Source organism: Nocardia sp. NPDC003963 (genome assembly GCF_053605105.1).
In genome coordinates, this window is the sequence record NZ_JBSGIP010000008.1 from 82,263 (window position 1) to 107,584 (window position 25,322).

At 66.5% G+C, this 25,322-nt stretch carries 24 protein-coding genes and 1 pseudogene; 10 read left to right on the top strand and 15 right to left on the bottom strand.

The window, feature by feature from the left end:
* Nucleotides 1-221: 221 nt before the first annotated feature.
* From ACWEWT_RS17065 to ACWEWT_RS17080, 4 genes are all read right to left on the bottom strand, one after another.
* The gene (locus ACWEWT_RS17065; protein WP_452559954.1) at nt 222-686 is read right to left on the bottom strand and encodes an NUDIX hydrolase; all 465 of its coding nucleotides are present in this window, start codon (nt 684-686) and stop codon (nt 222-224) included.
* Nucleotides 683-2,314 carry a hypothetical protein gene (locus tag ACWEWT_RS17070; RefSeq protein ID WP_452559955.1) on the bottom strand — a complete coding sequence of 544 codons (1,632 nt, stop codon included), beginning with the start codon at nt 2,312-2,314 and terminating at the stop codon, nt 683-685. Before ACWEWT_RS17070 ends, ACWEWT_RS17065 begins: the two co-directional genes overlap by 4 nt.
* Nucleotides 2,315-2,540: 226 nt before the next feature.
* Nucleotides 2,541-2,930 carry a hypothetical protein gene (locus ACWEWT_RS17075; protein WP_452559956.1) on the bottom strand — a complete coding sequence of 130 codons (390 nt, stop codon included), beginning with the start codon at nt 2,928-2,930 and terminating at the stop codon, nt 2,541-2,543.
* 303 nt (nt 2,931-3,233) lie between these two features.
* Nucleotides 3,234-3,425, bottom strand: coding sequence for a helix-turn-helix domain-containing protein (locus ACWEWT_RS17080; protein ID WP_452559958.1), 192 nt, complete (start codon nt 3,423-3,425; stop codon nt 3,234-3,236).
* 185 nt (nt 3,426-3,610) lie between these two features.
* Between ACWEWT_RS17080 and ACWEWT_RS17085 the strand changes: the two genes are divergently transcribed.
* Nucleotides 3,611-4,885, top strand: a complete 1,275-nt coding sequence (locus ACWEWT_RS17085; protein WP_452559959.1) for a helix-turn-helix transcriptional regulator — start codon at nt 3,611-3,613, stop codon at nt 4,883-4,885.
* Here ACWEWT_RS17085 and ACWEWT_RS17090 read toward each other — a convergent pair.
* Nucleotides 4,882-5,529, bottom strand: coding sequence for an HAD family hydrolase (locus tag ACWEWT_RS17090; RefSeq protein ID WP_452559961.1), 648 nt, complete (start codon nt 5,527-5,529; stop codon nt 4,882-4,884). The genes ACWEWT_RS17085 and ACWEWT_RS17090 overlap by 4 nt on opposite strands.
* Nucleotides 5,530-5,749: 220 nt before the next feature.
* Here ACWEWT_RS17090 and ACWEWT_RS17095 point away from each other — a divergent pair.
* Nucleotides 5,750-6,207 (top strand): annotated as a pseudogene (locus ACWEWT_RS17095) (MmyB family transcriptional regulator); the annotation flags it as partial.
* Between the two features lie 293 nt (nt 6,208-6,500).
* Here ACWEWT_RS17095 and ACWEWT_RS17100 read toward each other — a convergent pair.
* The 4 genes from ACWEWT_RS17100 to ACWEWT_RS17115 form a co-directional block, all read right to left on the bottom strand.
* Entirely contained in the window at nt 6,501-7,193 is a 693-nt protein-coding gene (locus ACWEWT_RS17100; protein WP_452559962.1) for a type 1 glutamine amidotransferase domain-containing protein, read from the bottom strand.
* A 268-nt stretch (nt 7,194-7,461) separates the two neighbouring features.
* On the bottom strand, nt 7,462-8,229 hold the full coding sequence (locus tag ACWEWT_RS17105) for an enoyl-CoA hydratase/isomerase family protein (RefSeq protein ID WP_452559964.1): 768 nt from the start codon (nt 8,227-8,229) through the stop codon (nt 7,462-7,464).
* Nucleotides 8,230-9,498, bottom strand: a complete 1,269-nt coding sequence (locus ACWEWT_RS17110) for an acetyl-CoA hydrolase/transferase family protein (protein ID WP_452559966.1) — start codon at nt 9,496-9,498, stop codon at nt 8,230-8,232.
* Nucleotides 9,495-10,685, bottom strand: a complete 1,191-nt coding sequence (locus ACWEWT_RS17115) for a CaiB/BaiF CoA transferase family protein (protein ID WP_452559968.1) — start codon at nt 10,683-10,685, stop codon at nt 9,495-9,497. Before ACWEWT_RS17115 ends, ACWEWT_RS17110 begins: the two co-directional genes overlap by 4 nt.
* An 81-nt stretch (nt 10,686-10,766) precedes the next feature.
* Here ACWEWT_RS17115 and ACWEWT_RS17120 point away from each other — a divergent pair, with 81 nt between their 5' ends.
* The 8 genes from ACWEWT_RS17120 to ACWEWT_RS17155 all read left to right on the top strand — a co-directional run bounded on the left by ACWEWT_RS17120 (nt 10,767) and on the right by ACWEWT_RS17155 (nt 19,262).
* Complete coding sequence (locus ACWEWT_RS17120; RefSeq protein WP_452559969.1) at nt 10,767-12,329, top strand: class I adenylate-forming enzyme family protein; 1,563 nt, start codon at nt 10,767-10,769, stop codon at nt 12,327-12,329.
* Entirely contained in the window at nt 12,326-13,102 is a 777-nt protein-coding gene (locus ACWEWT_RS17125; protein ID WP_452559970.1) for an SDR family NAD(P)-dependent oxidoreductase, read from the top strand. The genes ACWEWT_RS17120 and ACWEWT_RS17125 overlap by 4 nt, the downstream gene beginning before the upstream one ends.
* Nucleotides 13,103-13,262: 160 nt before the next feature.
* Nucleotides 13,263-14,246 (top strand): acrylyl-CoA reductase (NADPH), encoded by a 984-nt coding sequence (gene acuI, locus ACWEWT_RS17130; RefSeq protein ID WP_452559972.1) that lies wholly within the window; start codon nt 13,263-13,265, stop codon nt 14,244-14,246.
* Between the two features lie 12 nt (nt 14,247-14,258).
* Nucleotides 14,259-15,452, top strand: a complete 1,194-nt coding sequence (locus ACWEWT_RS17135) for a MaoC family dehydratase (protein WP_452559974.1) — start codon at nt 14,259-14,261, stop codon at nt 15,450-15,452.
* Nucleotides 15,453-15,503: 51 nt separating this feature from the next.
* Nucleotides 15,504-17,216, top strand: a complete 1,713-nt coding sequence (locus ACWEWT_RS17140; RefSeq protein ID WP_452559975.1) for a class I adenylate-forming enzyme family protein — start codon at nt 15,504-15,506, stop codon at nt 17,214-17,216.
* Between the two features lie 396 nt (nt 17,217-17,612).
* Nucleotides 17,613-18,077, top strand: coding sequence for an ester cyclase (locus ACWEWT_RS17145; RefSeq protein WP_452559976.1), 465 nt, complete (start codon nt 17,613-17,615; stop codon nt 18,075-18,077).
* Nucleotides 18,074-18,571 carry a DUF3237 domain-containing protein gene (locus ACWEWT_RS17150; protein WP_452559978.1) on the top strand — a complete coding sequence of 166 codons (498 nt, stop codon included), beginning with the start codon at nt 18,074-18,076 and terminating at the stop codon, nt 18,569-18,571. The genes ACWEWT_RS17145 and ACWEWT_RS17150 overlap by 4 nt, the downstream gene beginning before the upstream one ends.
* Before the next feature lie 34 nt (nt 18,572-18,605).
* Nucleotides 18,606-19,262, top strand: coding sequence for a TetR/AcrR family transcriptional regulator (locus tag ACWEWT_RS17155; RefSeq protein ID WP_452559980.1), 657 nt, complete (start codon nt 18,606-18,608; stop codon nt 19,260-19,262).
* Here ACWEWT_RS17155 and ACWEWT_RS17160 read toward each other — a convergent pair.
* From ACWEWT_RS17160 to ACWEWT_RS17185, 6 genes are all read right to left on the bottom strand, one after another.
* Entirely contained in the window at nt 19,247-20,356 is a 1,110-nt protein-coding gene (locus ACWEWT_RS17160) for an acyl-CoA dehydrogenase family protein (RefSeq protein WP_452559982.1), read from the bottom strand. The genes ACWEWT_RS17155 and ACWEWT_RS17160 overlap by 16 nt on opposite strands.
* Nucleotides 20,356-21,552 (bottom strand): acyl-CoA dehydrogenase family protein, encoded by a 1,197-nt coding sequence (locus ACWEWT_RS17165; protein WP_452559983.1) that lies wholly within the window; start codon nt 21,550-21,552, stop codon nt 20,356-20,358. Before ACWEWT_RS17165 ends, ACWEWT_RS17160 begins: the two co-directional genes overlap by 1 nt.
* A 16-nt stretch (nt 21,553-21,568) precedes the next feature.
* Nucleotides 21,569-22,345: an enoyl-CoA hydratase/isomerase family protein gene (locus ACWEWT_RS17170; protein WP_452559985.1), complete on the bottom strand. Its 777-nt coding sequence runs from the start codon at nt 22,343-22,345 to the stop codon at nt 21,569-21,571.
* 6 nt (nt 22,346-22,351) lie between these two features.
* Nucleotides 22,352-23,335: an acyl-CoA dehydrogenase family protein gene (locus tag ACWEWT_RS17175; protein WP_452559986.1), complete on the bottom strand. Its 984-nt coding sequence runs from the start codon at nt 23,333-23,335 to the stop codon at nt 22,352-22,354.
* Nucleotides 23,332-24,540, bottom strand: coding sequence for an acyl-CoA dehydrogenase family protein (locus tag ACWEWT_RS17180; RefSeq protein WP_452559987.1), 1,209 nt, complete (start codon nt 24,538-24,540; stop codon nt 23,332-23,334). The genes ACWEWT_RS17175 and ACWEWT_RS17180 overlap by 4 nt, the downstream gene beginning before the upstream one ends.
* 86 nt (nt 24,541-24,626) lie before the next feature.
* Entirely contained in the window at nt 24,627-25,286 is a 660-nt protein-coding gene (locus ACWEWT_RS17185; RefSeq protein ID WP_452559988.1) for a TetR/AcrR family transcriptional regulator, read from the bottom strand.
* Between the last annotated feature and the right edge of the window lie 36 nt (nt 25,287-25,322).

The following is a 25,322-nucleotide window of genomic DNA, read 5'->3' on the forward strand; positions in this document are numbered from 1 at the left end:
CGACCACAGCTCCCGGAATGGCACAACTCCAAGTCATTTCGCGAGCGTACAGACGGACTACCTCAGCTCAGTGACCATGGCACACGCGCAGTGTGAGCGGCGGTGGCCTCGGGCCGCACGGCGGTTTGGACCAAGAAGGGCCTTCGGTGGCTCAGAAACTGCGAACGCCCTGCCCTCCGAAACAGGGCGGGGCGTTCTCGGTGCCGGATAAGCTCAGCGAACTACAGCTTGGTCAGCCCCCGATGCTGTTTGACCATCTGCCCCAGCTGCCGCGTCCAGAAAACGGCATCGGGAATGGTGTCGATCATCGGCTTGAAGTCGGGGAGTTCATCCGTAGGCAGCCACAGATAATCTGAGTACTCGTCGCTGACCTCGATTTCTCCACCGTCGTACTCGGCATAGAAGTGAGGAAGCACCATGGCGTTACCATCCTTCTTTCGGTAGAGCGCGTTGTACGAGATATCCTCCGCAACCAGAATCACAGCGGACTTTCCGATTTCTTCATCTTTCTCGCGGCGGATAGCATCGAGAATGCTGCCATCGGTGGTTTCCATCTTCCCGCCGATCAATGAATACACACCGTCGTAGTCAGCCTCTCCCTTGCGCCGTGCCAGCAAGACACTATCCGTTTCCGGGTTGATCACGACAAGTTTCTGACAGTACTGGAAATGGGTTGTGTCTTTCACAAATCTTCCTTTCGTTCGCTTTCGCTGAGGGGTTTGGGCTGTTCTGGACTGGTGCCGTTCACGTAGACGGTAACACCACTCATTCCCGACTCGTAACCCGCAAGGTACACGGACCGGACGTCATCCACGGTAGAGCCGCAGGGGAGGTTTATGGTCTTCGATATCGACTCATCGGTGTACTTCTGTAATGCCGCCGCCATAGCAATGTGCCCGGGAAATTTAATTTTCGTGGCATCTTCGAAGTGCGGTTCTATTCCGGTTGATGCATCGATCAGCAGGGCGCTCCTCCCCGTAGGAGGAAGTGCAATAGTTGATACGTTGCGAATACGTCCGGTAGCCGTGACATATTGCGACAACTCGCACCAATCGCTTGCTGAAACGGTGCTCGAATCCAAGTGTCCGTACAGCCGTTGAATATGCCCAGGATTCTCCCGATGACGGTTACCGGACAACGCGGTTTTCATTGCACCGAACGGCCCGCGCTCTTCAGCAAGACGAATTGATTCCTCTTTCGAAGCTATATTGACGAACGAGAGAATGTCCTCCATCAGAGTGCGCGCCGGGTCGGAGTCGTATTTCAGATCTACCAGATCGAGCGCATCGGCCACCCCGCACAGTCCGACACCGATCTTGCGCTTCTGCGTGAGTACATGCAAAGCATCGGTACCCTCGAAATTTCTTCCACTTATCTCAAGGCAGTTGTCGAGAGCTCGGGTCAATATTCTCGTCGTATGCTCAAGCCATGGCAGATTTACCGCAGCACGACCATAGCCGTTTACGTACACGAACTTTCCGATGTTGATATAGCCGAACTGGCAAGTCTCACCGGGGATAAGTCCCACTTCGGCACACGGGGCGGTGGTTTTGTAGGTTCCCATTCCCGGGAGCGGGTTCCGGGCATTCATTCGATCCAAGAACACGATCCCCGGATCAGCGCACAATGAGGCTGCGTGGCAGATCTCTTCGAACAGTCGGCGAGCTTCTACGCGGTGCCCGTTGTCGAGATCCACGACCGAGCCGGTTTCCACTGCAGCCATGAATGCCTGATCTATATCAACCGAGATGTTGAATTTCCACTCAGACGGTGACCCGACCTTGGCTTTGATGAATCTGTGTATCTCCGGGTGTCGCACACCAAGTATTGCCATGTTGCCCACCGGGCGATCTTCCCGGCCGCTACCCGCGCTGTCTACCGCCAGATCATTGAGGAATTCGAGAGCCGATACGGGGTCTTCGGTATCATCGAGGTTGAACCCGGTACCCATGCCTTGTTCGTGAAGAGTGATGATCTCTTCGCGTAGTTTCTTCGATCTCAAAGCCTCGATACCCGACGTAGGCATTGTGCACGCGGTGAGCGGCCGGCCTGTGTATCGACCGGCGTTCGTCATAACGGGTGTGCTCATGACGATTTCTTTATCGTCAAGCGCCCGCCCGAATGCTTCAGCGAATTCTTTCGACTTCGCCGTCGGCGAGAAACTTAGTTCTTGTTCGAACAGTGCATCAGTGATGCGCTCGACCATTAATTCGGGGGTTTCGTCCGCGGCGACAACCCTGCCCGATGTCATCACTTTCATCGCCAGCGAAGACGGCACGAATTGGGATTTGTATACTTTCATGACACTGCCCACCCCTGGATTGTCCTTATTCGATCGAAACTTGAACCGGCATTCTCTGTCGCGTCCTTGACGAACTCGGTTCGCTCGTTCGGGGTCAGTTCGCTCTTTGCTCCGGAACTCAACTCCATAAGCCCGTGAAGCGCACGCCGCATTGTCTCCTCGGGCAACAATTCGGCCTTCAAACCTGTCTTCAATGCCGGATGCATGTGTGTTCCCCTGTTTCGTTCCTGTCCGCCGGTCATCGGGCATGCACCAGCTTTGCGGCAATCTGTCCGGAAACTTGCAGAGCATCCCGGTAATCCCGCCTGACGGAATTCCACAAGTCCGCATGTTGCTTGAGCCGCGACCTTCCTTCCTGGATGTCCGGGCTTTCATCACCGAAACTCACCATTCCCGGCGGGGCAAAGGGTTTGGGTTTATCTGACCATTGATAGGCTTTCTCGGAACTGCGCGAGAAACACACATAGAGGATTTGATCCGCTGTGCCGACAAGCCTCCATATGACTTGTCGGACATTCTGTATCTTGTTGCGATGTGAGGATTCTCGCTCTGAAAGTTTTCGAATCAGCACGCCAAAGCCTCCCAGCTTCATAGATTGCGAAATTTGTTCTGCGGTTGGATCGGTCATGTTTTGTCGTTTCGGGTGATCGTTGATCCACGCCGTCGCGGTGCGTGGCGTAAACCGGCATCTGCGGATGTGTGGCAGCCGGCCCGGATCAGGGCAGGAGAAAGAGGCGTTCGCAGGGCAGGCGAGGACCCTCTGCGCAACGCCCAGAGGTCACGGCGACCGTGCCGGGTCGGCGGGTGTTCACGTCACCGATGAACACCATCGCGGCCGTCAGGCATGCAACGAAATACAGACGCACGCTGTCGAATTGGACTTCGAGATGAATGTCCGGTTCCTCGGGTCGCGGTGACCGGCCGCCAGGCTTCATCGCTGCCCGGCCAATACCTGCCACGCCGCGCGCCGGTTCCGGAAGGTGTGCCCGTTGTCGCGCAATGTGTGCAGCGCGCGCATTACGCGGTGCTTCGGTACGCCCAGGTTGCGGGCGATCGTGTCGGCGGTGAGCGTCCCGCCAGGTGCCAAGAGCGCGAGAACATCAGCTTCGAGGGTGTTCGTCATCGGGCCACCTCGGTCGGCTTGCGAATTGTCGTGGTCCGCGCCGGTGAGTGAAAGACTATGCGGCGCTGTGCGACCCACGATGACCGAAGCCGAAGACCTAAAGAAGGACAAACAAGAGGACATGTGGCGGCCATTGGAACAGATCTACTCGTCAATTGTCCTGATAGCGGACTAGTCTCACTGGCATGGCAAGCAATGGGAATGCCGCGCTGCGCGCGGCCCGCCAGGCACTGGGGTACCGATCGCAAGCGGCACTGGCCGACGCGTTGACCGAGGTCGCGCGGGCGATCGGCCTGCGAATCGAGGTCGCCGCCCGCACCGTACGGCGCTGGGAATCCATTGATCCGCCTTGGCCGCATCCGGAGCATGCCGCCGCGCTCGAGGCGCTGTTCGAACGTCCCATGACAGAACTCGGATTCACGCCACCATGGCCGAACGAATCCGAAGGGCGCGTGACCCGGGAAGCGCTGGGCACCAAGGGAGTTCAGAGAAAGACACGGTATCGGCGTGTCATGGGCGGCACGGAACTACCGGCGAGTGTCGCCAAGAACTACACGGCGATCACGGTCGCTCATCGCGGGATGTACTGGTCACTGCCAGCGAAGCAACTGCAACGCTCTGTATACGATCATGCCCGGTTGGGGGCGGATCTGATTCCCCAAATCGACGTACGCGCGGCGGCAGCCCTCGCGCGAGCGGTCTCGGAATCGGCGTTGCTTTCAGGTCGCCTCGAGTTCTTCGACCTCCAGCAACCCGAGGAGGCGCAGGCCAGTTTCGTCCTCGCGCTTCAGGCCGCCCATGAAGCAGCGGATACCTTGCTGGGCTGTGCGGTGCTCGCGCACATGGCGTTCATTCCGGCGTTCTCCGGCGACGTGAAGCGAGCCGAGGAAGCGCGGGAGCGAATCCGGGCGGCTCGCGCATTCGGGCGTCGCGGGAATGGAAACCACGAACTGACGGCGTGGCTCGATGCGGTGGAGGCCGAGGTCGATACGCGGTTCGGCGATACCCGACAGGCTCTCAAACTGATCCGGCACGCCGAACAGTCCTACGCCCAGCACGATCCGCAAGAGATGCCGTCCCCGGAGTGGCTGGACTGGTTTTCGCCGACCCGGCTCGCGGGTTTCAAGGCCAACACCCTCATATCGGCAGGGGAAGGCCGTCAGGCATTGGAGACGCTGCGGCAAGTACTTGATGAGCTTCCCGCCGAATCAGTGAAACAGCGATCGGTGTACCTCGCCGATGCTGCTGCCGCGTGCGTCTTGGACAAGCTTCCCGAGCAAGCGTGCCAACTCCTCGAGGAAGCCTTGGAAGGGATCGGAAAGTACTGGTATGCCACGGCTTTGGATCGAGTCAAGGCAGTGCGGCAGGACTTGCGAAGGTGGGACTCGATCCCCGAGGTCCGGGCATTGGATGAACGGTTGTACGACTGGCATACAACCGTCAACTCCCTGTCCGGTTAACGCTCAGCGTTCACGATCCCGGGAAGCTCGGACAGGCTGTGAATTCGCCAGTCCGAAAGTTCCTTGACGTCCTGCCGGTCGCGGTGAATCCAGCCCCACGGGCCGCGCTGAATATAGGCCGCTCGCATCCCCACCTCGACCGCCGGGGCGATGTCGTTGTCGATACGGTCGCCGACGTAGATGATCTCGTCTGCCGGGCATCCGGCGACCTCGACAACCTTTTCGAAGAACGCGACATCGGGCTTTGACAGGCCCCAGTCGTCCGAGGTCGCTATAAAGTCGGTCGGCAAGTCGAGACCGCGCAGCAGGCCTCCAGCACGCACGGTCTGGTTGCCGACGATGCCGACCCAGATGCCCATCTCACGGAGTTCGGACAGTGCGGGGCGCACATCCGGGTAGAGGTCATCCTCACCGAACCACTCCGGCTTGCCCGCGTCCGCGCGCGCCTGGCGCTCCCGATCCAGATCGAACCCCGGCTTGAAGACCTGGAAAGTCTCGCGATAGTCGAGTCCCTGGGTGAGGACTGCGCCGAAAACCGAGACGAATGTATGGCGAGGAACACCGAGCCAGTCCGCCCAGGTGCCATACTCCCGGGTCTCGTCCACAAGAGTCTCGCCGACATCGAACACAACTGCCCGGATCACCACAGCTCCTACCTCAACCACCGACCGCGCGGCACCGACATTGCCGGGGCACAGTCTAGGACTCACCGGGGAACGGGTTGCGCCTCAGGTCGAGCCTGCGGTCCGGCTGGCGGATCTCTGTCTAACCTCGCGATTCGAAGACCCACTTTTGAGAGACACCGTCCGGCCCCGAACATGGCCCCAAATGTGACTAACGTTCGACCCCAACCTCCAGCACTATCTCCTGGCGACCAACGAGCTCGGCCGCGCCTTCTACTCGCCGCTGTTCGGCGACGGTGGGCGCACACCCAACTGGCGCGTTTCCAGTTCCTCGACCCCGCTGCCCGCGACTTCTATCCGGACTGGGATCTGTTCGCCGAGATGTGCGTGGCGATCATGCGCACCGAGGCCGGCCGCGACCCACACGACCGGGGTCTACAGGAGTTGGTCGGCGAGCTGTCGACCCGCAGCGAGACCTTCCGGCGGCTCTGGGGCGCCCACGATGTCCGCACGCACGGGTCGGGCACCAAACGCTTCCACCACCCGGTGGCCGGCGAACTCGTGCTGGCCTACGAAGAACTCGCCGTCACCGCCGAGCCGGGGCTCATCCTGATGATCTACACCCCCGAACCCGGCTCGCCCTCGGCACAACGTCTCCAGATCCTGGCGTCCTGGGCGCAGACCACCCACACCCGCTGATCCGCACATACCCTGATCGCTCGCGCCGGCGAAAGCGGATCCCACCGGTGGCGCCTCTTTCGTCGACTGCCCGGCAGTGCGCTGCGGTTCGGTGGCCGAGCGGGACCATCCCACGGAACACCGCGGGCGACGATTTCCGGCTTCCCTATGGCAAATCGAATTTTTCGGGCCACCGATTCCGGTACCGAGGCCACTCTCTCAGCTGCTTTCCCGTTCTCGGAGCGGGTCTTTCCGGAGAGCGGGCACGAAGTATTCGCAGAGGCAACGCAATGCAACCGAGCAATAATTCCGGGTTATGCGAGGACCTCGAGAACCTTTTCGGCGAGCGGCCCGGCGGAAGCCGGGTTCTGGCCCGTGTACAAATTTCGGTCGACAACGGTGTAGGGCTTCCACATCTCCCCGCGAGTGAATTCGACACCGAGCTTCACCAGTTCGTCCTCGGCGGTCCAGAACGCTTTCTCGCGCAATCCGACGGCGTCCTCCTCGTCGTTGGTGTAGGCCGTCACGCGGTACCCGGCGAAAGGCGATACACCGCTGCGTCTGGTCGCCAATAGGGCCACCGGCGCGTGGCAGACGATGGCCAGCGGCTTACCCGAAACAAGAGCCGCGGTCAGCAACCTGCCGGAGTCGGCGTCCCTCCACAGGTCTTCCATCGGACCGTGACCACCGGGGTAGTACACGGCGTCGTAATCCGCCGAGCGGGCGTCGGACAATTCGATCGGTCTACGCAACTCTTCGGCGGAGCGCAAGGTCTCTTCCAGGTCCAGAGCGATCTGTTCACTGCCGGCCATCGATGGTCGCAGACTCATCGGGTCGACATGGGGCACCACTCCGCCGGGGGTCGCCACCACGATTCGATGACCCGCCCCGCTCAGCGCACTGTAGGGGGCGGCGAATTCTTCGGCCCAATACCCGGTGGGGTGCCGGGTGCCGTCTTTCAGCGTCCAATAACTCGCACCGGTTACCACGAAGAGAATTTCGGCCATAACAGCTTACTCCCTCGTCGGTTGTAAGTCTGTGAGCGAATGGGTCGGTACTCGCTCGAAGTCGCATCCACTATAAATCCGACCTGCGGCGACAGCAACAGCCGGAGTTCACCCTCACGCGCTACGCCGCCGCAACAATTCGATAGCCGGCGCGGGCGTATGCGATTTGTACGAAGGAATTATCCCGGCCCGCGCGCACCCCGAGCCTTTCGGCGCGACGGGATGTGACCGCTGCGGCACACCGGCCCATGCCGAACCGGGAGCCGTCTCATTTCCCCGTCCATCGCGGGGTCCGTTTGGCCGCGAACGCCGCCGGGCCCTCCTGGGCGTCCGCGCTGTGATAGGCCCGCGCCGACGCGTGCCGGGCCGCCCGCAGTGCGGCCGACCGCCCCATTTCCGTTGCCAGCATGACGGTTTCGCGGGCTGCACGCACCGACAGCGGGGCACCCGCGAGAACGGAGGACGCCAGTTCCAGTGCGGTATCGAGCAATTCGTCCGGTTCGGACAATCGGTTCACCAGACCGATCTCATAGGCGCGGGCCGCGCTGATCGGATTACCGGTGAGCAGGATCTCCATCATGATGCGCTGCGGGATCATATGGATGAGTGGGGCGGCCCACGGTGAACTACGCCCCACTTTCACCTCGCTCACCGCGAATGTCGCGGTAGTACTGGCCACGCACAGATCACAGGCCTGGGCGATCATCCAGCCACCGGCGAATGCGGCACCGTTCACCGCGGCGATGGTGGGCTTGGACAGCTCGATGGTGTCGTAGGGGACGGGGAACATGTCCCGGGGTGGTTCGGCCATCCCGGTGTCCACCATCTCCCGCAGATCCCCGCCCGCGCAGAACGCCTTCGGGCCCGCGCCGGTGAGAATCGCGATGCGCAGCGCCGGGTCGTGTTCGAAACGGTTCCAGGCCGCGAACAATCCGGCCCGGACCTCCGCGGACAGACAGTTGCGGGTCTGCGGCCGGTTGAGGGTGATCACCGCGATGCCGTCGTCACGGGCATCGAAGAGTACGGCGTCCTCCATCTAGAAACCTCGCTTCGCGATGAGATGTGCGGTGCGGGCCAGATCGTCGCGGAAGTCCGGATGCGCGATATCGATCAGGCGGCGGGCGCGTTCGGCCAGCGACCGCCCGGCCAGTTCAGCGGCACCGTATTCGGTGACCACGATGTCCACTTCGCTCCGGGCGGTGGTGACCGGCCCGGACAGCGCCGCGGTGATCCGGCTGACATTGCCGTTCCTGGCCGTGGCGGGCAGCGCGATGATCGACCGGCCGCCGGATGAGCGCAGCCCGGCCCGCACGAAATCCACCTGGCCGCCGGTACCACCGAGATAGCTCTCGCCGGATTGTTCCGCGTTCACCTGACCGGTCAGATCCACCTCCAGGGCGGAGTTGAGCGTGACAAGGTTCTCGACCTGGGCGAGTACGGCAGCGTCGTGGGTGTAGGACGTCGCGCACATCCGCACCGCCGGGTTACGGTGCGCGAAATCGTAGAGTCGCCGGGTACCGATGAGCGCGCCGGTGACCGAGACACCCCGATCGATCCGTTTGCGAGCGTTGGTGATCACCCCGGCCTCGACGAGATCGACCAGGCCGTCACCGAGCATCCCCGAGTGGACGCCGAGGTCGCGGCGGTCGTGCAGCAATCGCACCACCGCGTCGGGAACGGCACCGATCCCGACCTGTAGTACCGCGCCGTCACCGATGTAGCCGGCGATATGGCGTGCGATCGATTCGTCCACGGCCGATACGGCGGCGGGCGGCACCTGCACCGGCGGGTTCGATACCGGAACCGCGCAGTCGATCTCGGTGGCCGCCAGCGATTCACCGAAGGTGTAGGGCACCTGTTCGTTCACCTCCGCGATCACCACCCGGGCCCGGGAGACCGCCGCCCGGACGTAGTCGCTGATCAACCCGAAACTGTGCCTGCCCTCGGCATCGGCGGGGCTGACCTGGACGAAGGCCACATCGCAGCCGAGTTCGCCGGATTCGATCATGGGGGCCACCCGGCCGACGTGACAGGGCACGATATCGAGTTCGTGAGTCCTGGTCAGCGTGCGCAGCGCACCGATCGCGCCCATACTCGACAGCGCGAACGACCGGCTGACACCGGCCGCGAACCGGCCGGAAAAGCTGGTCGCGGTGAACGCGGACAGGTTTCCGATCCGGCCACCTTGATCGATGAGGGCATCGACCAGGGTGGTCGGCTCACCGCATGCCTGCCCGATGACGACCCGGTCACCGGGCAGCAGCCACTCCCCCAGATCGATGCCGACCGGGTCCGGCCCGCTCATGTCCCGGCCCCCCTGCCGAACGGCGCGGTGGGTTCCGGGTCACGCGCGGCGACCGACAGCGCGTCCAGCACCTCGCGGGTGTGGGCGCCCAGCCGGGGCGCCGGGCCGGCCACCCGGCCGGGGGTGCGGGAGAACCAGGTCGGCGGGCCGGGGAAACGCAGCGGCCCGTCGGGGCTGTCCACGGTCTCGAAGAAACCCGCCTCGTTCAGGTGCGGGTTGTCGAAGAGCTCGTCCAGGGTACGTACCGGGGCGGCCGGAATATCCAGGGATTCCAGCAGTTCGAGCCATTCCGCCGTCGTCCGGGTCGCGAAGGTTTCGCGCAGGTGGGCGTAGACGGTATCGATGCACCGGGCGCGCTGGGCGAGGGTGTCGAACTGCGGGCCGTTCCAGGCCGGACGGACCGTCGCCACGAAGGCCGTCCACTGTTTGTCGTTGTAGACGAGCGCGGAGAGGTAACCGTCGGACGTGCGGTACGGCGTGCGTTCGGGGGTCACCGCGCGCGGGTACGCGGCGGTCCCCAGCGCCGGCTCGAAGAGTGCGCCGTTGGCATGTTCGACCAGCATGAAAGCGGCCATGGTCTCGAACATCGCGACCTCCACCTCCTGCCCTTCACCGGTCCGCTCGCGGTGGAACAGCGCCATGGTGGTGGCGTAGACCGCGGTCATACCGGCGATCTTGTCGGCCATGATGGTGCCGACGTAACCCGGTGTGCCGGTGAGGAGTTCCTGGACATACGGCAGACCACATTCGGCCTGGATCGTATCGTCGTAGGCGGTGCGATCGGCATCGGGACCGCGCCGCCCGTAGCCGTAGCAGTTCGTGTAGACGATCGCCGGATTCACCGCCGCCACCTGGTCGTAGCCGAAGCCCAGCGCCGTGATCGCCTTCCCCCGCATGGAGTGGACGAATACATCGGCGTCCGCGATCAGCTCGCGCAGCGCGGAGGCGCCCGCCGGTTCGCGCAGATCCAGGACGACACTGCGTTTCCCGCGATTGACGTTGACGAACACCCCCGCCATCCCGGGCTCCGGCCCCACCGAGATATGCCGGGTGTTATCGCCGACCGGGGGTTCCACCTTGATCACATCGGCGCCCATATCGGCCATGATCTGAGTGCAGTAGGGACCCATCACCATCGCGGTCAGATCGATCACCCGCACTCCGGCCAGCGGCCCTGTGTGCTGCATACGCCCTACCTCCACCGGGCCGTCCGGACAAATCGGCGGCTATCTGATGAATCTTTGTAAGGATAGTGATATCAAGTATGAGTGCCCAGTTTCAATGGCGAGAACGTCGGACCCGATATCGAGAACGTCGGTTCCGGACGCGGCTCCGGCACGAGCGTCCGTATACCGGCAGCCATCGGCGCGGTACTGGAACCCGCGCTCGCCGCGCATCCGGACGGCGTCGCACTCGAGGCCGCTTCGGGCTCCTGGACCTATCGCGAACTCGACGAGCGGGCCGACGCGGCCGCGGCCGCGCTGTGGTCGCTCGGCGTACGCCCCGGCGACCGGGTCGCGGCCTGCCTGCCCAACGATCTGGAGATCGTGGCCGCTTTCCACGGTGCCCAGCGCGTCGGCGCGGTTTGGGCCGGGATCGGCGAGGCATTGGCCGGGGCCGAACAGCAGTACCTGCACGATCTGATCGAACCGCGCGTCGTACTGGCCGGACCCCGCTGCCTGGTCGATTCACCCGCCCGCGTCGACCCGGGACGATGGGCCGATGCGCAGCGCGCACCGGCGGCCCCGCGGATCGTCCCGGACCCGGACGCACCGGCCGGAATCGCCTTCACCAGCGGAACGTCGGGCCGGCCGAAAGCGGTCGTCCACAGTCAGCGAAATCTCCTGCTGCCCGGCGCCGCCCTGGTCGCCACCCGCGGCTGGGGACCGGAACTACGCAAGGGGGACAGTTTCCCGCTGACCATCCTCAATCTGATGGTGCTGTCCACTCTGCTCACCGCCCAGGCCGGCGGCTGCGCGGTGATCATGGACCGCCGCGATGTCACCGGGGTCGCGGAATGGATCACCGCCCACCGGGTGACCGTCTGGAACGGCGCGCCGGCCCAGCTCTACGATCTCGCCGCCCGCCCGGACCTGGACCTGAGTTCGCTGCGGGAGGTGTGGAGCGGCGGCAGCGATACCCCGGACGCGGTCCGCACGGCGTTCGCGAACGCCCACGGGCCCGTCCCGCGGGTCACCTACGGCCTCACCGAGGCACCGACCGTGGTCGCCATCGATCCACCCGGCGACCGGTGGCGGCAGCGGGCCAGCGGCCGGGTACTGCCCCAGTTCGATATCGCGGCCTACGACGCCAACGGAAATCGTCTTCCCGCGGGCGAACCGGGCGAGTTACGGCTCGCCGGCCGTACCGACGGGCCGTGGGCCGGACTGTGGCGGCCGTTGCTCGGCCACTGGTCCGGCGGACGGGTGGTTCCGCCGCCGGACGGACCGGTCGCCACGGGTGATATCGGTTCCGTCGACGCGGACGGCTGGCTCACGATCATGGACCGCAAGAAGATGGTCATCATTCGCGGCAGCGCGAATATCTACCCGCTCGAGGTGGAGCGGGTACTCGCGGGCCATCCGGCGGTCGGTAAGGCCGCGGTATGCGGCGTACCGCACGAGCGACTGGGGCAGCAGGTGGCGGCGGTGATCGAAGCGAACGGGCAGCCGGTGGATTTCGCGGAACTGGCGCGACACTGCCGAGCCGAGCTCGCCGGATACAAGGTCCCCGAGGTGTGGGCGGTAGTCGATACGCTGCCGGTCAATGCCATGGGCAAGGTTGTCCGGACCGAACTTCCGGGTCTGCTCGCGGAGGGGAGCCGAGCATGAGCGACGACCGCGCGGCGACGCTGCGGCCTTTCGAACTCGACGGCCGGGTAGCCGTGGTGACCGGCGGATCGTCCGGATTGGGGGCGGCGGTGAGCCGAGCGCTGGCCGGGCTGGGCGCCCGGGTCGCCGTGGTCGCACGGCGCCGGGATCGGCTGGCATCGCTGGCCGAGGAGATCGACGGGCTGGCCGTGGGCTGCGATCTCGCCGACCCCGGCCGGATCGCCGAGATCGTGCCCGCGGTGACCGGAGCGCTCGGCCCACCGGAGATCCTGATCAACGCGGCCGGTAGCCGCTTCGGCACCGAGAACGCGGAGGCGGAATCGCTGGCCGATATCCGGCGCACCCTCGACCTGAATCTGCTGGCACCACTGCTGCTCGCCCAGCAGGTGTTCCCGGCCATGCGCGAACTCGGCCGCGGTTCGATCGTGAATATCTCCTCCATCAGCGGCCGGGTCGGGATTCCCGGTATTCCGCAGGCCTCCTATGCCGCGAGCAAGGCCGGATTGTCCGGCCTCACCACCGAACTCGCCGTGCAGTGGGCGCGTCATTCGATCCGGGTCAACACCGTGGCGCCGGGGTTCTTCCGCAGCGAGATCACCGACAGTCTCTACGACAGCGAACGCGGCGCGGCCTATCTGCGCCGCAATATTCCCCTGCCCACCGAGGGCACGGCCGCGGATATCGTCGGCGCGGTCGTCTGGCTGGCCGGTGATTCGGGCCGCTACGTGACCGGGCAGACCATCGCCGTCGACGGCGGCTGGACCGCACGCTGACGCGGGGGTGTTGACACCGGTCAGCACTACTGGAAATATTATTCTTAATTCAGAGAATATAATTCTCTACTTTTCCGGGATCGGCACCCCTGTCCGTCGGCACCGCCGTTCGAGACGCTGGAACGGCAACCGAACGAATCGAGAAAGGAACACATCACCGATGTTCTCCGCAGTTCTCATCGACAAGGGTGAGTCGGGATCGCAGGCCGAGCTCACCACCGTGGACGAAGCCCGCCTCCCCGACGGCGATGTCGAGATAGAGGTGGCCTGGTCCACGCTCAACTACAAGGACGCGCTCGCGATCACCGGCGCCTCTCCCGTCGTGCGCAAGTTCCCGATGATCCCGGGGATCGATCTCGCGGGTACCGTCACGACCAGCAGCCACGCCCGCTGGTCGGCCGGCGACAAGGTGGTCCTCAACGGCTGGGGGGTCGGTGAAACCCACTGGGGCGGACTGGCGCAGCGCGCCCGGCTCGAGGGCGACTGGCTGATCCCACTGCCCGCCGAGTTCACCGAACGCCAGGCCATGTCCATCGGCACGGCCGGGTATACCGCCGCGCTCTGCGTCGACGCCCTGCTGAGCCACGGCCTCACCCCCGACAGCGGCGAAATCCTGGTGACCGGCGCGACCGGAGGTGTGGGCAGCATCGCCATCGCGCTGCTCACCAGAGCCGGTTTCGCGGTGGCCGCCGCGACCGGCAAGGCCGACGAACACGCCTATCTGAAACAGCTGGGCGCGACCACCGTCCTCGACCGCGCGGAACTCGCCGACAAGGGCAAACCGCTGCAGAAGGAACGCTGGGCCGGGGTCGTGGACACCGCCGGCAGCCACACATTGGCCAATGCCTGCGCGCAGACCCGCTACGGCGGCGCGGTGGCGGCCTGCGGCCTGGCCCAGGGTATGGATTTCCCGGCGTCGGTGGCCCCGTTCATCCTGCGCGGCGTCTCGCTGCTCGGGGTGGACAGTGTGATGGCGCCCCGGCCGAAACGGCTCGACGCCTGGGCGCGACTCGCCCGCGACCTGGACCCGGCCGTCCTCGATTCGATCGCCCGCGAGATCGGGCTGGGTGAGGCGATCGAGGCCGCGAACGGGTTCATCGCGGGCACCGTCCGCGGCCGGATCGTCGTCGATGTGAATCGCTGAGCAGGAGTTCTCGTGAGCAAGAAGCCGGACGCAACCACCGTCGAACTGGATCTCGGCGATGTCGATCACCGGGTCGGCAAGCCGATCGGCGGCGGCCAGCTGTGGGATCCGTGCAGCACCTCCGATATCCGCCGCTGGGTGATGGCGATGGACTATCCGAACCCGCTGCACTGGGATCAGGAGTTCGCCCGGGAATCCCGGTACGGCGGGCTGATCGCACCGCAGTCGATCGCGGTCGCCCTGGACTACGGGCACGGCGCGGCGCCGGCGTGCGTCGGGCGTATCCCGAACAGCCACCTGATCTTCGGCGGTGAGGAATGGTGGTTCTACGGCTGCCCGGTACGCCCGGGCGATCAGCTGTTCCAGGAGCGGCGCTTCCACGACTACAAGGTGGCCCAGACGAATTTCGCCGGGCCCACCATGTTCTCCCGCGGCGATACCGTCCACCGCAACCAGCACGGCGCGCTCGTCGCCAAGGAACGATCCACCGCCATCCGCTATCTCGCCGAGGAGGCGAACAAGCGGGGTATGTACGAGAGCCAGCTCGGTGCGATCAAGAAGTGGACCGTCGCCGAACTCGCCGAGGTGGACGCGCTGCGCACCGAATGGCTGATGTCCAACCGGCTCGGGGTGTCCCCGCATTTCGACGAGGTGAAGGTCGGCGACAAACTGCCCCGGCGGGTGATCGGCCCGCACAGCATCGCCAGCTTCACCACCGAGTACCGGGCCTTCCTCTTCAATATCTGGGGCACATTCCGCTGGACCGCGCCGGCGGGCGTCGAGGATCCCTGGGTCTACCAGGATCCGGGCTGGACCGAGGGATTCGGCTTCGACGAAGAAGGCGCCAAGATCGACCCGCGCCTGCGCGACGGCCTCTATGTCGGTCCGTCGCGGGGCCATATCGACGCCGAGAAAGCCGGTGACGTGGGAATGGCCCGGGCCTACGGTTACGGAGCCACGATGGGCGGGTGGTGCACCGACTACCTCGCCTACTGGGCCGGTAACGACGGCCTGGTGCGGCATACCAAGGCCGATTTCCGGCTGCCCGCGTTCGAAGGTGATGTCACCTATTTCGACGCCGAGATCGTGGACAAGAACCCGGAATCCACCTGGGGCGTCCCCCTGGTGCAGGTGAAACTCACACTCACCAATCAAGACGGCGGCAAGCTGGTCTCCTGCACCGCCGAGGTCGAACTCCCGTTGTAGCGGCGGGATCCCGCGCTCGACGCGGATCACTGGCAGAGAGGACAACCGGCGATGAGCACCGGGCCCCAGCACACCCCCGACCGGGCGGCGGCGATCGTCGCGGGACCGCCGCTGACCGAGGAACCGGGGCTCGGGACGCTCACGCTCCCGGGGTTCCTGCGCGAGGTCACCGAGCAGTACCCGACTCGAACCGCTCTGGTATCCCCCACCGACGGGGTCGCGTGGACCTACGCCGATCTGTGGGACCGCGCGCAGGAAGTGGCCCGCGCCCTGCACGCCTGCGGGGTCGGCAAGGACAGCCGCGTCGGGGTACTCATGACCAACCGTGCCGAATGGCTCGCGGCGGTTTTCGGGACCTCGCTGGCCGGTGGGGTCGCGGTCGCGCTCAGCACCTTCTCGACCGCACCCGAGCTGGACCATCTGCTCCGGGTCTCGGGTGTCTCGGTGCTGCTGTTCGAAAGAACCGTGGCGAAAACGGATTTCGGTGCGATCCTGGCCGGGCTCGAGCCCCGGCTCGCGGCCGCCGCCCCCGGGGCGGTGGCGTCCCCGGCCTACCCGTTCCTGCGTCATCTCGCCGTAGTGGGCGACCCGGTACCCGGTGGCGCGACGGAGAGCTGGGACACCTTCCTCGCGCGCGGTGCCGATACCGACCCGGCCCTGATCGCGGCCGCCGCCGCGACGGTACAGCCCAGCGATACCGCGGTGCTGTTCTTCTCCTCCGGTACCACCAGCAAGCCGAAGGGGATCCGCAGCGCGCATCGCGGTGTCACGCTGCAGATGTGGCGTTTCCGGCGGATGTTCGGTTTCGGTACCGACGACGAGGTGCGCTGCTGGACCGCCAACGGTTTCTTCTGGTCCGGGAATTTCGCGCAGGCCCTGGGCGCGACGCTCGCCGCCGGCGGCACCCTGATCCTCCAATCGTTGTTCGACGCCCCCGCGGCGCTCGAACTCATGCAGTCGCAGCGGGTGAATTTCCCGGTGGCCTGGCCGCATCAGCACGCTCAGCTCCAGGGCGCGCCCAATTGGGAGACAGTGGATCTGAGCGGTCTGCGCTTCGTGGACCGGGATCTACCGCTGGCCACTCACGCCACCGTCGCCACCGACTGGACCGAACCCGGCCACGCCTACGGGAACACCGAAACCTTCACCATCACCACCTGTTACCCGGCCTGCACACCGGAGGAGACCATCGCCGGTAGCAGCGGGGTGCCGCTGCCCGGCGTGACGGTGAAGATCGCCGATCCGCTCACCGGCGGCGCGCTGTACCGGGGTGAGCACGGCGAGATCTGCGTCAAGGGCCCGACTCTGATGCTCGGCTATCTCGGGATACCCCTGGACGAAACCCTGGACGACGACGGCTATTTCCATACCGGCGACGGCGGCTACCTCGACGATCAGGGGCGGCTGTACTGGGAGGGCCGGCTCACCGACATCATCAAGACCGGCGGCGCGAACGTCTCGCCGCTCGAGGTGGACGAGGTCCTCGGGCGCTATCCGGGTGTGCAGATCGGCCGGACGGTCGGCGTACCGCACGAAACGCTCGGCGAGATGGTCGTCGCGTGCGTGGTGCCGCACACCGGCCGGGAACTCGACGCCGGCGAGATCCGCGACCATCTGCGCGCACAACTCGCCAGCTACAAGGTGCCGCGGGAAATCCTGTTCTTCACCGAGGACGATCTCGCGCTCACCGGTAGCGCCAAGATCAAATCGAGTGACCTGCGGAAGCTGGCGGCCCAGCGGCTCACGCCGGCGGAGTCCCGGTAGCGCCCCGACCCCGGCCGTCCGGCCATGACCGGTCCAGGTCACCGACGAGGCCCTGACCTGGACACGAACGTACGAGTACCCGACCCGAATCGTCGGGATTCGCCCGTACCGGGCCGCCTTCGACGCCCCGCCGGACTGCGGACGGTGTGACCGGCACAGCCGGCTCGTCGCTCGGCTGCCGACGGTTCGGCGGGAGGCCGGAGCGGTGCTGGAGCCGAGCGACGACCACAACCGCCGTCGCCGGGGACATACCGAGTTCCGGCAGGCGGCCCCGGCCTATATCCGGATACTTGCGCGGACAGGGCCGGAACAGCCCTTGCATTCACATACGGTCGTATGTATGTTTTGAGAACCGGGTCGTTTCCCGGTGTGTACCGCGACCGAAGGATGGTTCCTGTGGACGGTCATCGCATGTTCGAACTGGCGCAGGCCCTGGCCGCCGCGAAAAGCGCCCGGGACCTGCCCGCCGCACTCCGCCTGCTCCACCCCGCCATGACGCTGGAGACTCCGGCGTTCGGCACCACTGCCCGCGGGCTCGCGGCGAACGAACGTGTCCTCACGCGTTTCTTCGAGAGCTTCCCCGATTACGAGGTCGAGCTGAGCGGGCACGCGGACGACGGCGAGACCCTGATCTGCTGGGGCAGGGCGCGGATGACCATGACCGGGAGCCGGTTCGGTGCCGAACCGAACGGTCGCCGTGCCGCGATACCGGTGTTCATCGGATTCACTTTCGCCGACGATCTCATCGCGAGCGAACGTTTCGTTTTCGATCTGGCCGAACTGTGCGCCCAGTCGGGGGTGTCCACGGATATCGTCCGGGAGCGGCTGTTCGGCCGGCCGGATACGGCGGGTGTCCGATGACACCGGTCGATGCGCGAATGCGGCCGGTCGCCACGATCGGTACCACACCGCTGTTCGATATGGTCGTGGACCTGAACCCGCGGCTGGACTTCGGGACCGGTGGACCGGTCGGCCGCCGAGTTCTGTACGGAGCGGCGGGCGGGATATTCGCCGGACCCCGGCTTCACGGCGAAGTACTGGCCGGCGGCGGCGACTGGGCGCTGTACCGCCCCGACGGCACCATGCTGCTCGATGTCCGGCTGACCCTGCGCGTCGACGACGACCTGGTGTACATGACCTATCACGGCCGCTGGGTGATCCCGGACGACATCCGGACCGAGATGGCCGATCCGGCCACCAGGTTCCGGGTCGATCCGGCCCGCTACTACTTCCGGACCACTCCGCTGTTCGAAACCGGCTCGGCACGACTGGCCTGGCTCAACGATATCGTCGCGGTCGGGACCGGCTATCCGGTCGAGGGCGGAGTCGCCTACCACGTCGAGCAGGTGCTGTGATGCCGGGAACGCCGTGGCTACCGGGACCCCGGCGATGACCTCTGGACGGGATATCCCGCGGCCGGACTGCGAGCAGGGCGGGGACCGTCGCCGGGAACGGGGAGTGCGATCACGGCGACTGATCACCCGCCATGCCGTCGATATCGCCTCACTGGACAGCCTGGAGGGGCTGAGCTTCGGACGCCTCGCCGACGACCTCGAGATCAGCAAGGCAGGAATCCAGACTCTCTTCCGCACCAAGGAGGCACTCCAGTTGGCCACTGTGACGACGGCGGGCGAGGCATTCGCCGACGCGGTCGTCACCCCGTCCGGCGCCGCGCCGGAGGGTACGGCCCGGCTGCGCGCGCTGATCGATCGGTGGATCGACTACGCAGCCCGGCCGTTGTTTCCCGGCGGATGTTTCTGGGGAGCGAACCTTCCCGTCTACGACAGCCGTCCCGGAGCGGTCCGCGACGCGCTGCGGCGGCAGCGTCACGGTTGGCTGGAACTGCTCGCACGGGAGTTCGCGCTCGCCACCGGCCGGGGACCCCGTTCGGCCGCGACGGATCTGGCGGTCTTCCAGCTCGACGCCGTCCTGAACGCGGCCAATATCGCGCTACGTTTCGGCGAACCGGACAGCGTGGTGAAGGTGCACCGCGTCGTCGACGGACTCCTGGATCCCGGTATCCCAGGAGGTCACTCCACGCGGTAGCGGTCGGCGAATTCGCGGCGATGGTCGGCCGGAGTACCGAACAGCCCCCGATTCAGGGTGGCCCGTTTGAGGTAGCGGTGGATGCCGCTCTCCCAGGTGTAGCCGATCCCACCGTGCAGTTGAACGGCCTTTCCGGCGATCCGTACACCGGCTTCACCGGCATACGCCTTGGCCGCGGAAACGGCCCGGCCGGAATCCGGGGAGCCGTCCACCGGGGCCGACAGGGCGTCCGATACCAGCCGGCGCGCGATCGTGAGGTCCACGAGCATATCCGCGCAGGCGTGTTTCACCGCCTGGAACGACCCCACCGGCCGGCCGAACTGTTCACGGACGCTGACATATTCGACCGTCGCGTCCAGTACGGCCGCACCGATTCCCACACTGTCGCAGGCCACCGCGAGCGCGGCGCGATCGTGGAGAAGTCGCAGGCCGCAACCAGCACCGGCCGGGAACGGGTGGACCGCCTCCGGAGCCAAGGCGACCCCGCGTGCCGAAACCCGCCCCAGCGATCTGGTCTCGTCCACGACGGGCCGGTCATCGATCCCGAGCCCGGGCGCACCGGATGCGACGACGGCGATCCGGACCGTCGCGTCCGGAGCCCGGGCCGGAATCAACAGTGTGGTGGCCGCCGAGATATCGGGGACGAAATCGGCGGATCCGGATAATTCGTATCCCTCGATGGTTTGGGTCAGCCGGAATGTGGGTACTATGCCCCCGGTGCCGGCACAAGCCGTTTCGCCGCCGGCCGCCGGCACCATATTTCCTCCCAGCACCGCGATCGGTATCGCGGTGCCCGTGACGGTTTCGCGCAGCACCGCGTCCCGGTGGGTATTCGGCTCGAGCAGCGTCAGCGCGCCGATACCCGCCGCGGCCACACTCGGATACGCGGTGCGCGCGACCGCCCGGCCCACTTCCTCCAGCAGCACGCCGACCTCGGCGAAACCGGCCCCGGCCCCGCCGTATCCGTCCGCCACCTCGAGACCTGTCCAGCCGGCCCGGGCCAGTACCGGCCACTCGATCCGGTCGGCCGTACCGAGCAGATCCCGGGCCACAGTGCGCAGTTCGTCGTGGAATTCGGTGAATTCGCCGCCCATCACGCACCCGCCGGTTCCCGGGGCAGCCCCAGACCACGCTCGCCGATGATGGTGCGCTGGATCTCGCTGCTGCCACCCGGCACGGTCCACTCCCACGAACCGACGAAATCCAGTACCCACGCCCCGGATTCCCAGCCACCCGACATCGGTTTACGCAGCACCGTCTGCCCGGGCAGGCCGCTGACCTCGGCACCGAAATCGGTCATCCGCTGGAGGAGCTCGCTGTAGTAGAGCTTGACCACCGAGGCATCGGCCGGGCCGACGGTGCCCGTGTCATGGCGTTCGACGAGGTCCCGACACAGCCCGCGCAGTCCGGTCAGTTCGATCTCGAGCCGGGCCAGCCGATCCGCGACGGCTCCGTCGTCGACCGGGCGCCGCCCGAAGGCGTCCGGCTTCCGGCATTCCTGCACCAGCCACCGGAATCCGGCATTACCGAGCCGCTCCGCGAGTTCCAGCATGGTCAGACCACGTTCGGCGCCCAATGTCTGCTGCGCCAGCTGCCAGCCCCGATTCTCCGCACCGATCAGATTCGCTGCCGGTATCCGCACCTCGTCGAGGAAGATCTCACAGAAATGCGCTTCGCCGGTGGCTTGGCGGATGGGCCGCACCGTGACCCCCGGGCTGCGCATATCCATCAGGAAGTAGGAGATACCTCGACGTTTGGGGGCGTCGGGATCGGTACGCGCCAGCAGCAGGCACCGGTCGGCGTACTGGGCACCGCTGGCCCACACCTTCTGCCCCGTCACCACATAGTCGTCGCCGTCGCGGCGCGCCGCGGTGCGCAGCGCGGCCAGATCCGAACCGGCGTCCGGTTCCGAGAAACCCTGCACCCACAGTTCCCCGTCGAGGATCGCGGACAGGTGCCGCTGCCGCTGTTCGCCGGTGCCGGCGGCGAGCAGGGTGGCCGCGGCATGGTGGATCGCGACGAACGCCAGGACCAGCCGTGGCGCGTCGTGCGCGGCGAGTTCCTGGTAGAGGATGATCTGCTCCGGAACGGGCATACCGCCGCCGTACTCTCGGGGCCAGTGCGGTACCGCGTAGCCGGCCGCGCGCAACCGCTGGAACCAATCGCGTTGGAACGCGACGAAGTCCGCGTCGGTGGCACCGGTCTGCGTGGTCCGCCAATCCGCCGGGATATTCGCGCGGCACCACTGCCGCACCGTATCCCGGAAGGCCGCGAGATCGCTGTCGTTCATCGGCACCTCCGCACCGTCACCGCTTCCGTTCCCGCAGGGCCAGTAGCCGTTCCCGGTGCTCGGCGGACTGCATGGTCACCACCTCCGCGGCGAAACCGGCCTGCAACGGACCCGCCAGCGCCTGCGAAAGATACATGTTCACCACCCGTTTGGTGCTGCGCACTGCCTGCGGCGGGAGCGCGGCCAGCCGGTCGGCCAGGGCCCGGGCCGCGGCCGTTAGCTCGCCGGGGGCCACCGTCCGGCTGGCCAGCCCGAGCTCCACAGCGGTCGCCGCGTCTATCCGGTCGCCGGTGTAGAGGTACTCCCGGGAGCGCAGGATCGGGGTGAGCAGCGGCCAGAAAGCCGCGCCGCCGTCACCGGCCACCAGCCCGACCGCGATATGCGGATCGGCCAGATGGGCGCGTTCGGAGATCAGCACGATATCGCACAGAATCGCGATACTCGCGCCCAATCCCACGGCCGGACCGTTGACCGCGGCGATCACCGGCAACGGAAAACGCAGCAACTCCTCGATGATCTCCGCACCCTCCCGGATGCTCTCGTCGCGGGCCACCGGATCGTCGAGGAAAGAGGTGATCCAGTCCAGATCGCCGCCGGCGCTGAAGGCCCGCCCGGCCCCGGTGAGGATCACCACCCGCGCCTCGGTATCGGCGGCCAGCTGCCGCCAGACCTGTGCCAGGGCGCGGTGCAGGTCGGCGTTCACCGCGTTCAGTTCCGCCGGGCGATCGATGGTGACGGTGCGCACCGGGCCCGCACCGGTGACGGTCAGGACCTCGGGCAGGTCGTATCGCACAGTGCCTCACACTCCTGCCGGATCGGAGAACAGTCCCGCGAGCCCGTGCCGTCCGATCCGCGCGGTCAGTAGTTCCTCGGTGGTCACCGCGCCGAACGGTAACCGGCGCAGCGGCAGACTGTACCGGGACAGCCAGGACAGGACGGTCTCATCGCAGAACCCGACCGCACCGTGCAACTGGTGCGCGATCCGGAACACGATATCGGCGGCCTCCAGCGCCGCCAGCCGCAGCGCGAGCGCGTCGGCCACCGCTTCCGGACGTCCGCTCTGGATACTCCACACCGCGTACCGGGCCAGCAGATCGACTCCCCGGCGCTCCACCTCGGCATCGGTGAGCTGGAACTGCACCCCTTGGAACTGGGCCAGCGGCCGCCCGAATTGTTCGCGGAGCGCGATATGGGCGCGGGCGAGTTCCAGCGCCCGGTCCAGCATCCCGAGCAGAGTCCAGCACGGAAGTGTCAGGGCCAGTGCGAGATCCGCGCTGCCGTCACCGTCGGCCGGCTCGATCCCGAGCGGCGCGACGAACGCCGATTCCCGGCTCGGGAGTTCGGCGGGTAGCGCCCGCGCGATACCGCGGGCGCCGTCCGGCGCGACGGTCGCCCAGCGCAGTTCGAGTCCGGCCACCGGCCCCGCGGGTTGCGCCCCGGCCACCACGAGCAGGCCGTCGTAGCCCGGATCCGCCGGACGGGCCAGCCGTTCCGCCACCGGGTAGGGCACTGCCCAGTATCCGGCGCCGCGGCACAGCGCGGCCGCTGCCTCCAGTTCCACCGGGTCGGTCCGGGGGGACAGTTCCCACGCCCCGAGTCCGGCGAGCACCGGTTCGACCATCCGCTGCCTGCCCGCCGGGTCCTGTTCGGCTCGCTGGACCAGTTCGTCCCCGCCCGCCGCACCGATCGCGCGTACCACTTCGCGGCCGAACTCCACCGCCTCGGCGGCCAGTTCGATCCGTACCTCGTGGGTGCCGCCGGAACGGTCCTCGGCCGTACTCATCCAGTCCTCCTCCGCCGCGGTTCGGCTCGTCCGGACCCCTGGGTTTCCCGTCCCGCCCCCGGGGCGGCCAGCAGTTCGCGCGCGAGCAGAATGCGCTGCACCTCGATACTCCCGGAGGCGACGGTCGCGGCGTTCGCATATCGCCAATGATCGTGCACGGCCCGCCGGAACCGGCGCCGCGTATCCGAATCGCCGGGTACCGCCGCCGCGAGTTCCACCAGTACCTCGGCACTCTCCTGGTCCAGCCGGGTCACCGCGATGCGGTAGGCGGCGGCGTCACCGGGTGCGACGGTGCCCGCACTCTGTAGCGACAGCACCTGGTACGCGAGCAACCGGGCACGGCGGCACCGGGTGAGCATGCGCGCCCAGCGTCCCCGCAGGGTTGCCGGGATCTCGTCCCAGATCTCGCCGAGGACCTCGGGCGCCGCGTGCAGCAACCGGTCGCAGCGGGCGTAGCGGGCGATCCCGACGCGTTCGAAGGCCAGTACCTCCTGCACCACCGACCAGCCGTGGTCCACCTCGCCCAGTACATCGGCCTCGGTCGCGCGGACTCCGTCGAAGAAGACTTCGTTGAGGTGGTGCGGCCCCAGCATGGAAGCGATCGGCCGAACCGTGATACCCGGATCCGACATGGGCAGTAGGAAAACGGTGAGCCCCTGCTGTTTGCGCCCGGCGTTCGATGTGCGCGCGAGCAGGAAGCACCACTGCGCCATGGACGCGTAGGAGGTCCAGATCTTCTGCCCCGATATGGACCAGCCGTCGCCGTCGCGCCGGGCCGTGGTGCGCAGCGAGGCGAGGTCGGAACCGGCCTCGGGTTCGCTGAATCCCTGACACCAGACGACCTCACCGCGCGCGATCGGGGGCAGGTGTTTGCGCTGTTGTTCCGGAGTGCCGTGCCGCATGATGGTCGGCCCTACCCAGTTGACCCCCATGTACTGGGCGCCGCGCGGTTCGTGTTGCGCCCACATCTCCTCGCGGACCACGGTCTGTTCCCAGATCGAGGCGCCGCGGCCGCCGAATTCCTCGGGCCAGGCCAGGCAGAGCAGTCCGCGTTCGGCGAGGGTCGCGCAGAATCGCTGCGCGACGGCCAGATCCGCGGGATCGTCGGTGAAGGCACCGAGGTAGTCGGCGGGGACCTCGTCGGCGATCAAGCGGCGTAGCTCGCCGCGGAGCTTCGCGGCGGTCGCACCCATCGTGAAGTCCATGGGCGTACCCTACGTCAATCCTCATAAGGATTGCAATGTTTACTGGTTTGGCCCGCGGCCGTTCCACACGCCGGGCCCAGCACAGCTCAACCGGACGACTCCGACCGCGCCGAGGCCGCCGCGGAAAGACAGAAGTCGGCCAGCCGCACCACCTCCGCGGCCGCGGGCTCGGTATCCGACCAGAGGTATTCCGACAGTTTCCCCACCGTCGCGTAGGCCACCAGCCCGGCGGCGAACTCCGGATCCGGCACACCGAGTTCGGCGAACGGCGCGTACAGCAGCGCCGCCAACCGCTGCGGGGCCGACCCCGCCCGCCCGCTCACCAGGTCCACCCCCAGCGCACCGGTATGGCACAGCACGGCCCGGGTATCGGCGGCGAGCGCCGGTTCGGCCTGGGCCAGTATCGCGGCCACCCAGCAGCGGATCCGCGCGCGCGGTTCCGTCTCCTTCGACATCCGGTGCGCGACATACCGCGCCAGACGCTCGGCCCCGTCGGCGAGCACCGCCGCCATCAGCGCGTCCTTGGACCGGAAATGCCGATAGAACGCATCGTTGGACAACCCGGCGGCGGCGACGATATCGGCCACCCGGGGGCGCGTATTCGCACCGCACCGCCGCACCTGTTCGAGCGCGGCATCCAGCAACCGGCGGATCTCACCGGCGTATTCGGCCTCCCGTTCGGCCACCGCCTCCCGGGCGATCCGGCCGACCAGCTCCGATTCCGAAAGAATTGCATTCTTGTTCACAAGAAGTATATTCTCACCGCAGGAGAGGAGGCGCAA

Bases quoted from the DNA above. Each gene is read 5' to 3' on its own strand.
- ACWEWT_RS17075 (WP_452559956.1), bottom strand. From the start codon at position 2,930: ATGACCGATCCAACCGCAGAACAAATTTCGCAATCTATGAAGCTGGGA.
- ACWEWT_RS17080 (WP_452559958.1), bottom strand. From the start codon at position 3,425: ATGACGAACACCCTCGAAGCTGATGTTCTCGCGCTCTTGGCACCTGGC.
- ACWEWT_RS17085 (WP_452559959.1), top strand. From the start codon at position 3,611: ATGGCAAGCAATGGGAATGCCGCGCTGCGCGCGGCCCGCCAGGCACTG.
- ACWEWT_RS17100 (WP_452559962.1), bottom strand. From the start codon at position 7,193: ATGGCCGAAATTCTCTTCGTGGTAACCGGTGCGAGTTATTGGACGCTG.
- ACWEWT_RS17105 (WP_452559964.1), bottom strand. From the start codon at position 8,229: ATGGAGGACGCCGTACTCTTCGATGCCCGTGACGACGGCATCGCGGTG.
- ACWEWT_RS17110 (WP_452559966.1), bottom strand. From the start codon at position 9,498: ATGAGCGGGCCGGACCCGGTCGGCATCGATCTGGGGGAGTGGCTGCTG.
- ACWEWT_RS17115 (WP_452559968.1), bottom strand. From the start codon at position 10,685: ATGCAGCACACAGGGCCGCTGGCCGGAGTGCGGGTGATCGATCTGACC.
- ACWEWT_RS17125 (WP_452559970.1), top strand. From the start codon at position 12,326: ATGAGCGACGACCGCGCGGCGACGCTGCGGCCTTTCGAACTCGACGGC.
- acuI (WP_452559972.1), top strand. From the start codon at position 13,263: ATGTTCTCCGCAGTTCTCATCGACAAGGGTGAGTCGGGATCGCAGGCC.
- ACWEWT_RS17140 (WP_452559975.1), top strand. From the start codon at position 15,504: ATGAGCACCGGGCCCCAGCACACCCCCGACCGGGCGGCGGCGATCGTC.
- ACWEWT_RS17150 (WP_452559978.1), top strand. From the start codon at position 18,074: ATGACACCGGTCGATGCGCGAATGCGGCCGGTCGCCACGATCGGTACC.
- ACWEWT_RS17155 (WP_452559980.1), top strand. From the start codon at position 18,606: ATGACCTCTGGACGGGATATCCCGCGGCCGGACTGCGAGCAGGGCGGG.
- ACWEWT_RS17160 (WP_452559982.1), bottom strand. From the start codon at position 20,356: ATGGGCGGCGAATTCACCGAATTCCACGACGAACTGCGCACTGTGGCC.
- ACWEWT_RS17165 (WP_452559983.1), bottom strand. From the start codon at position 21,552: ATGAACGACAGCGATCTCGCGGCCTTCCGGGATACGGTGCGGCAGTGG.
- ACWEWT_RS17175 (WP_452559986.1), bottom strand. From the start codon at position 23,335: ATGAGTACGGCCGAGGACCGTTCCGGCGGCACCCACGAGGTACGGATC.
- ACWEWT_RS17180 (WP_452559987.1), bottom strand. From the start codon at position 24,540: ATGGACTTCACGATGGGTGCGACCGCCGCGAAGCTCCGCGGCGAGCTA.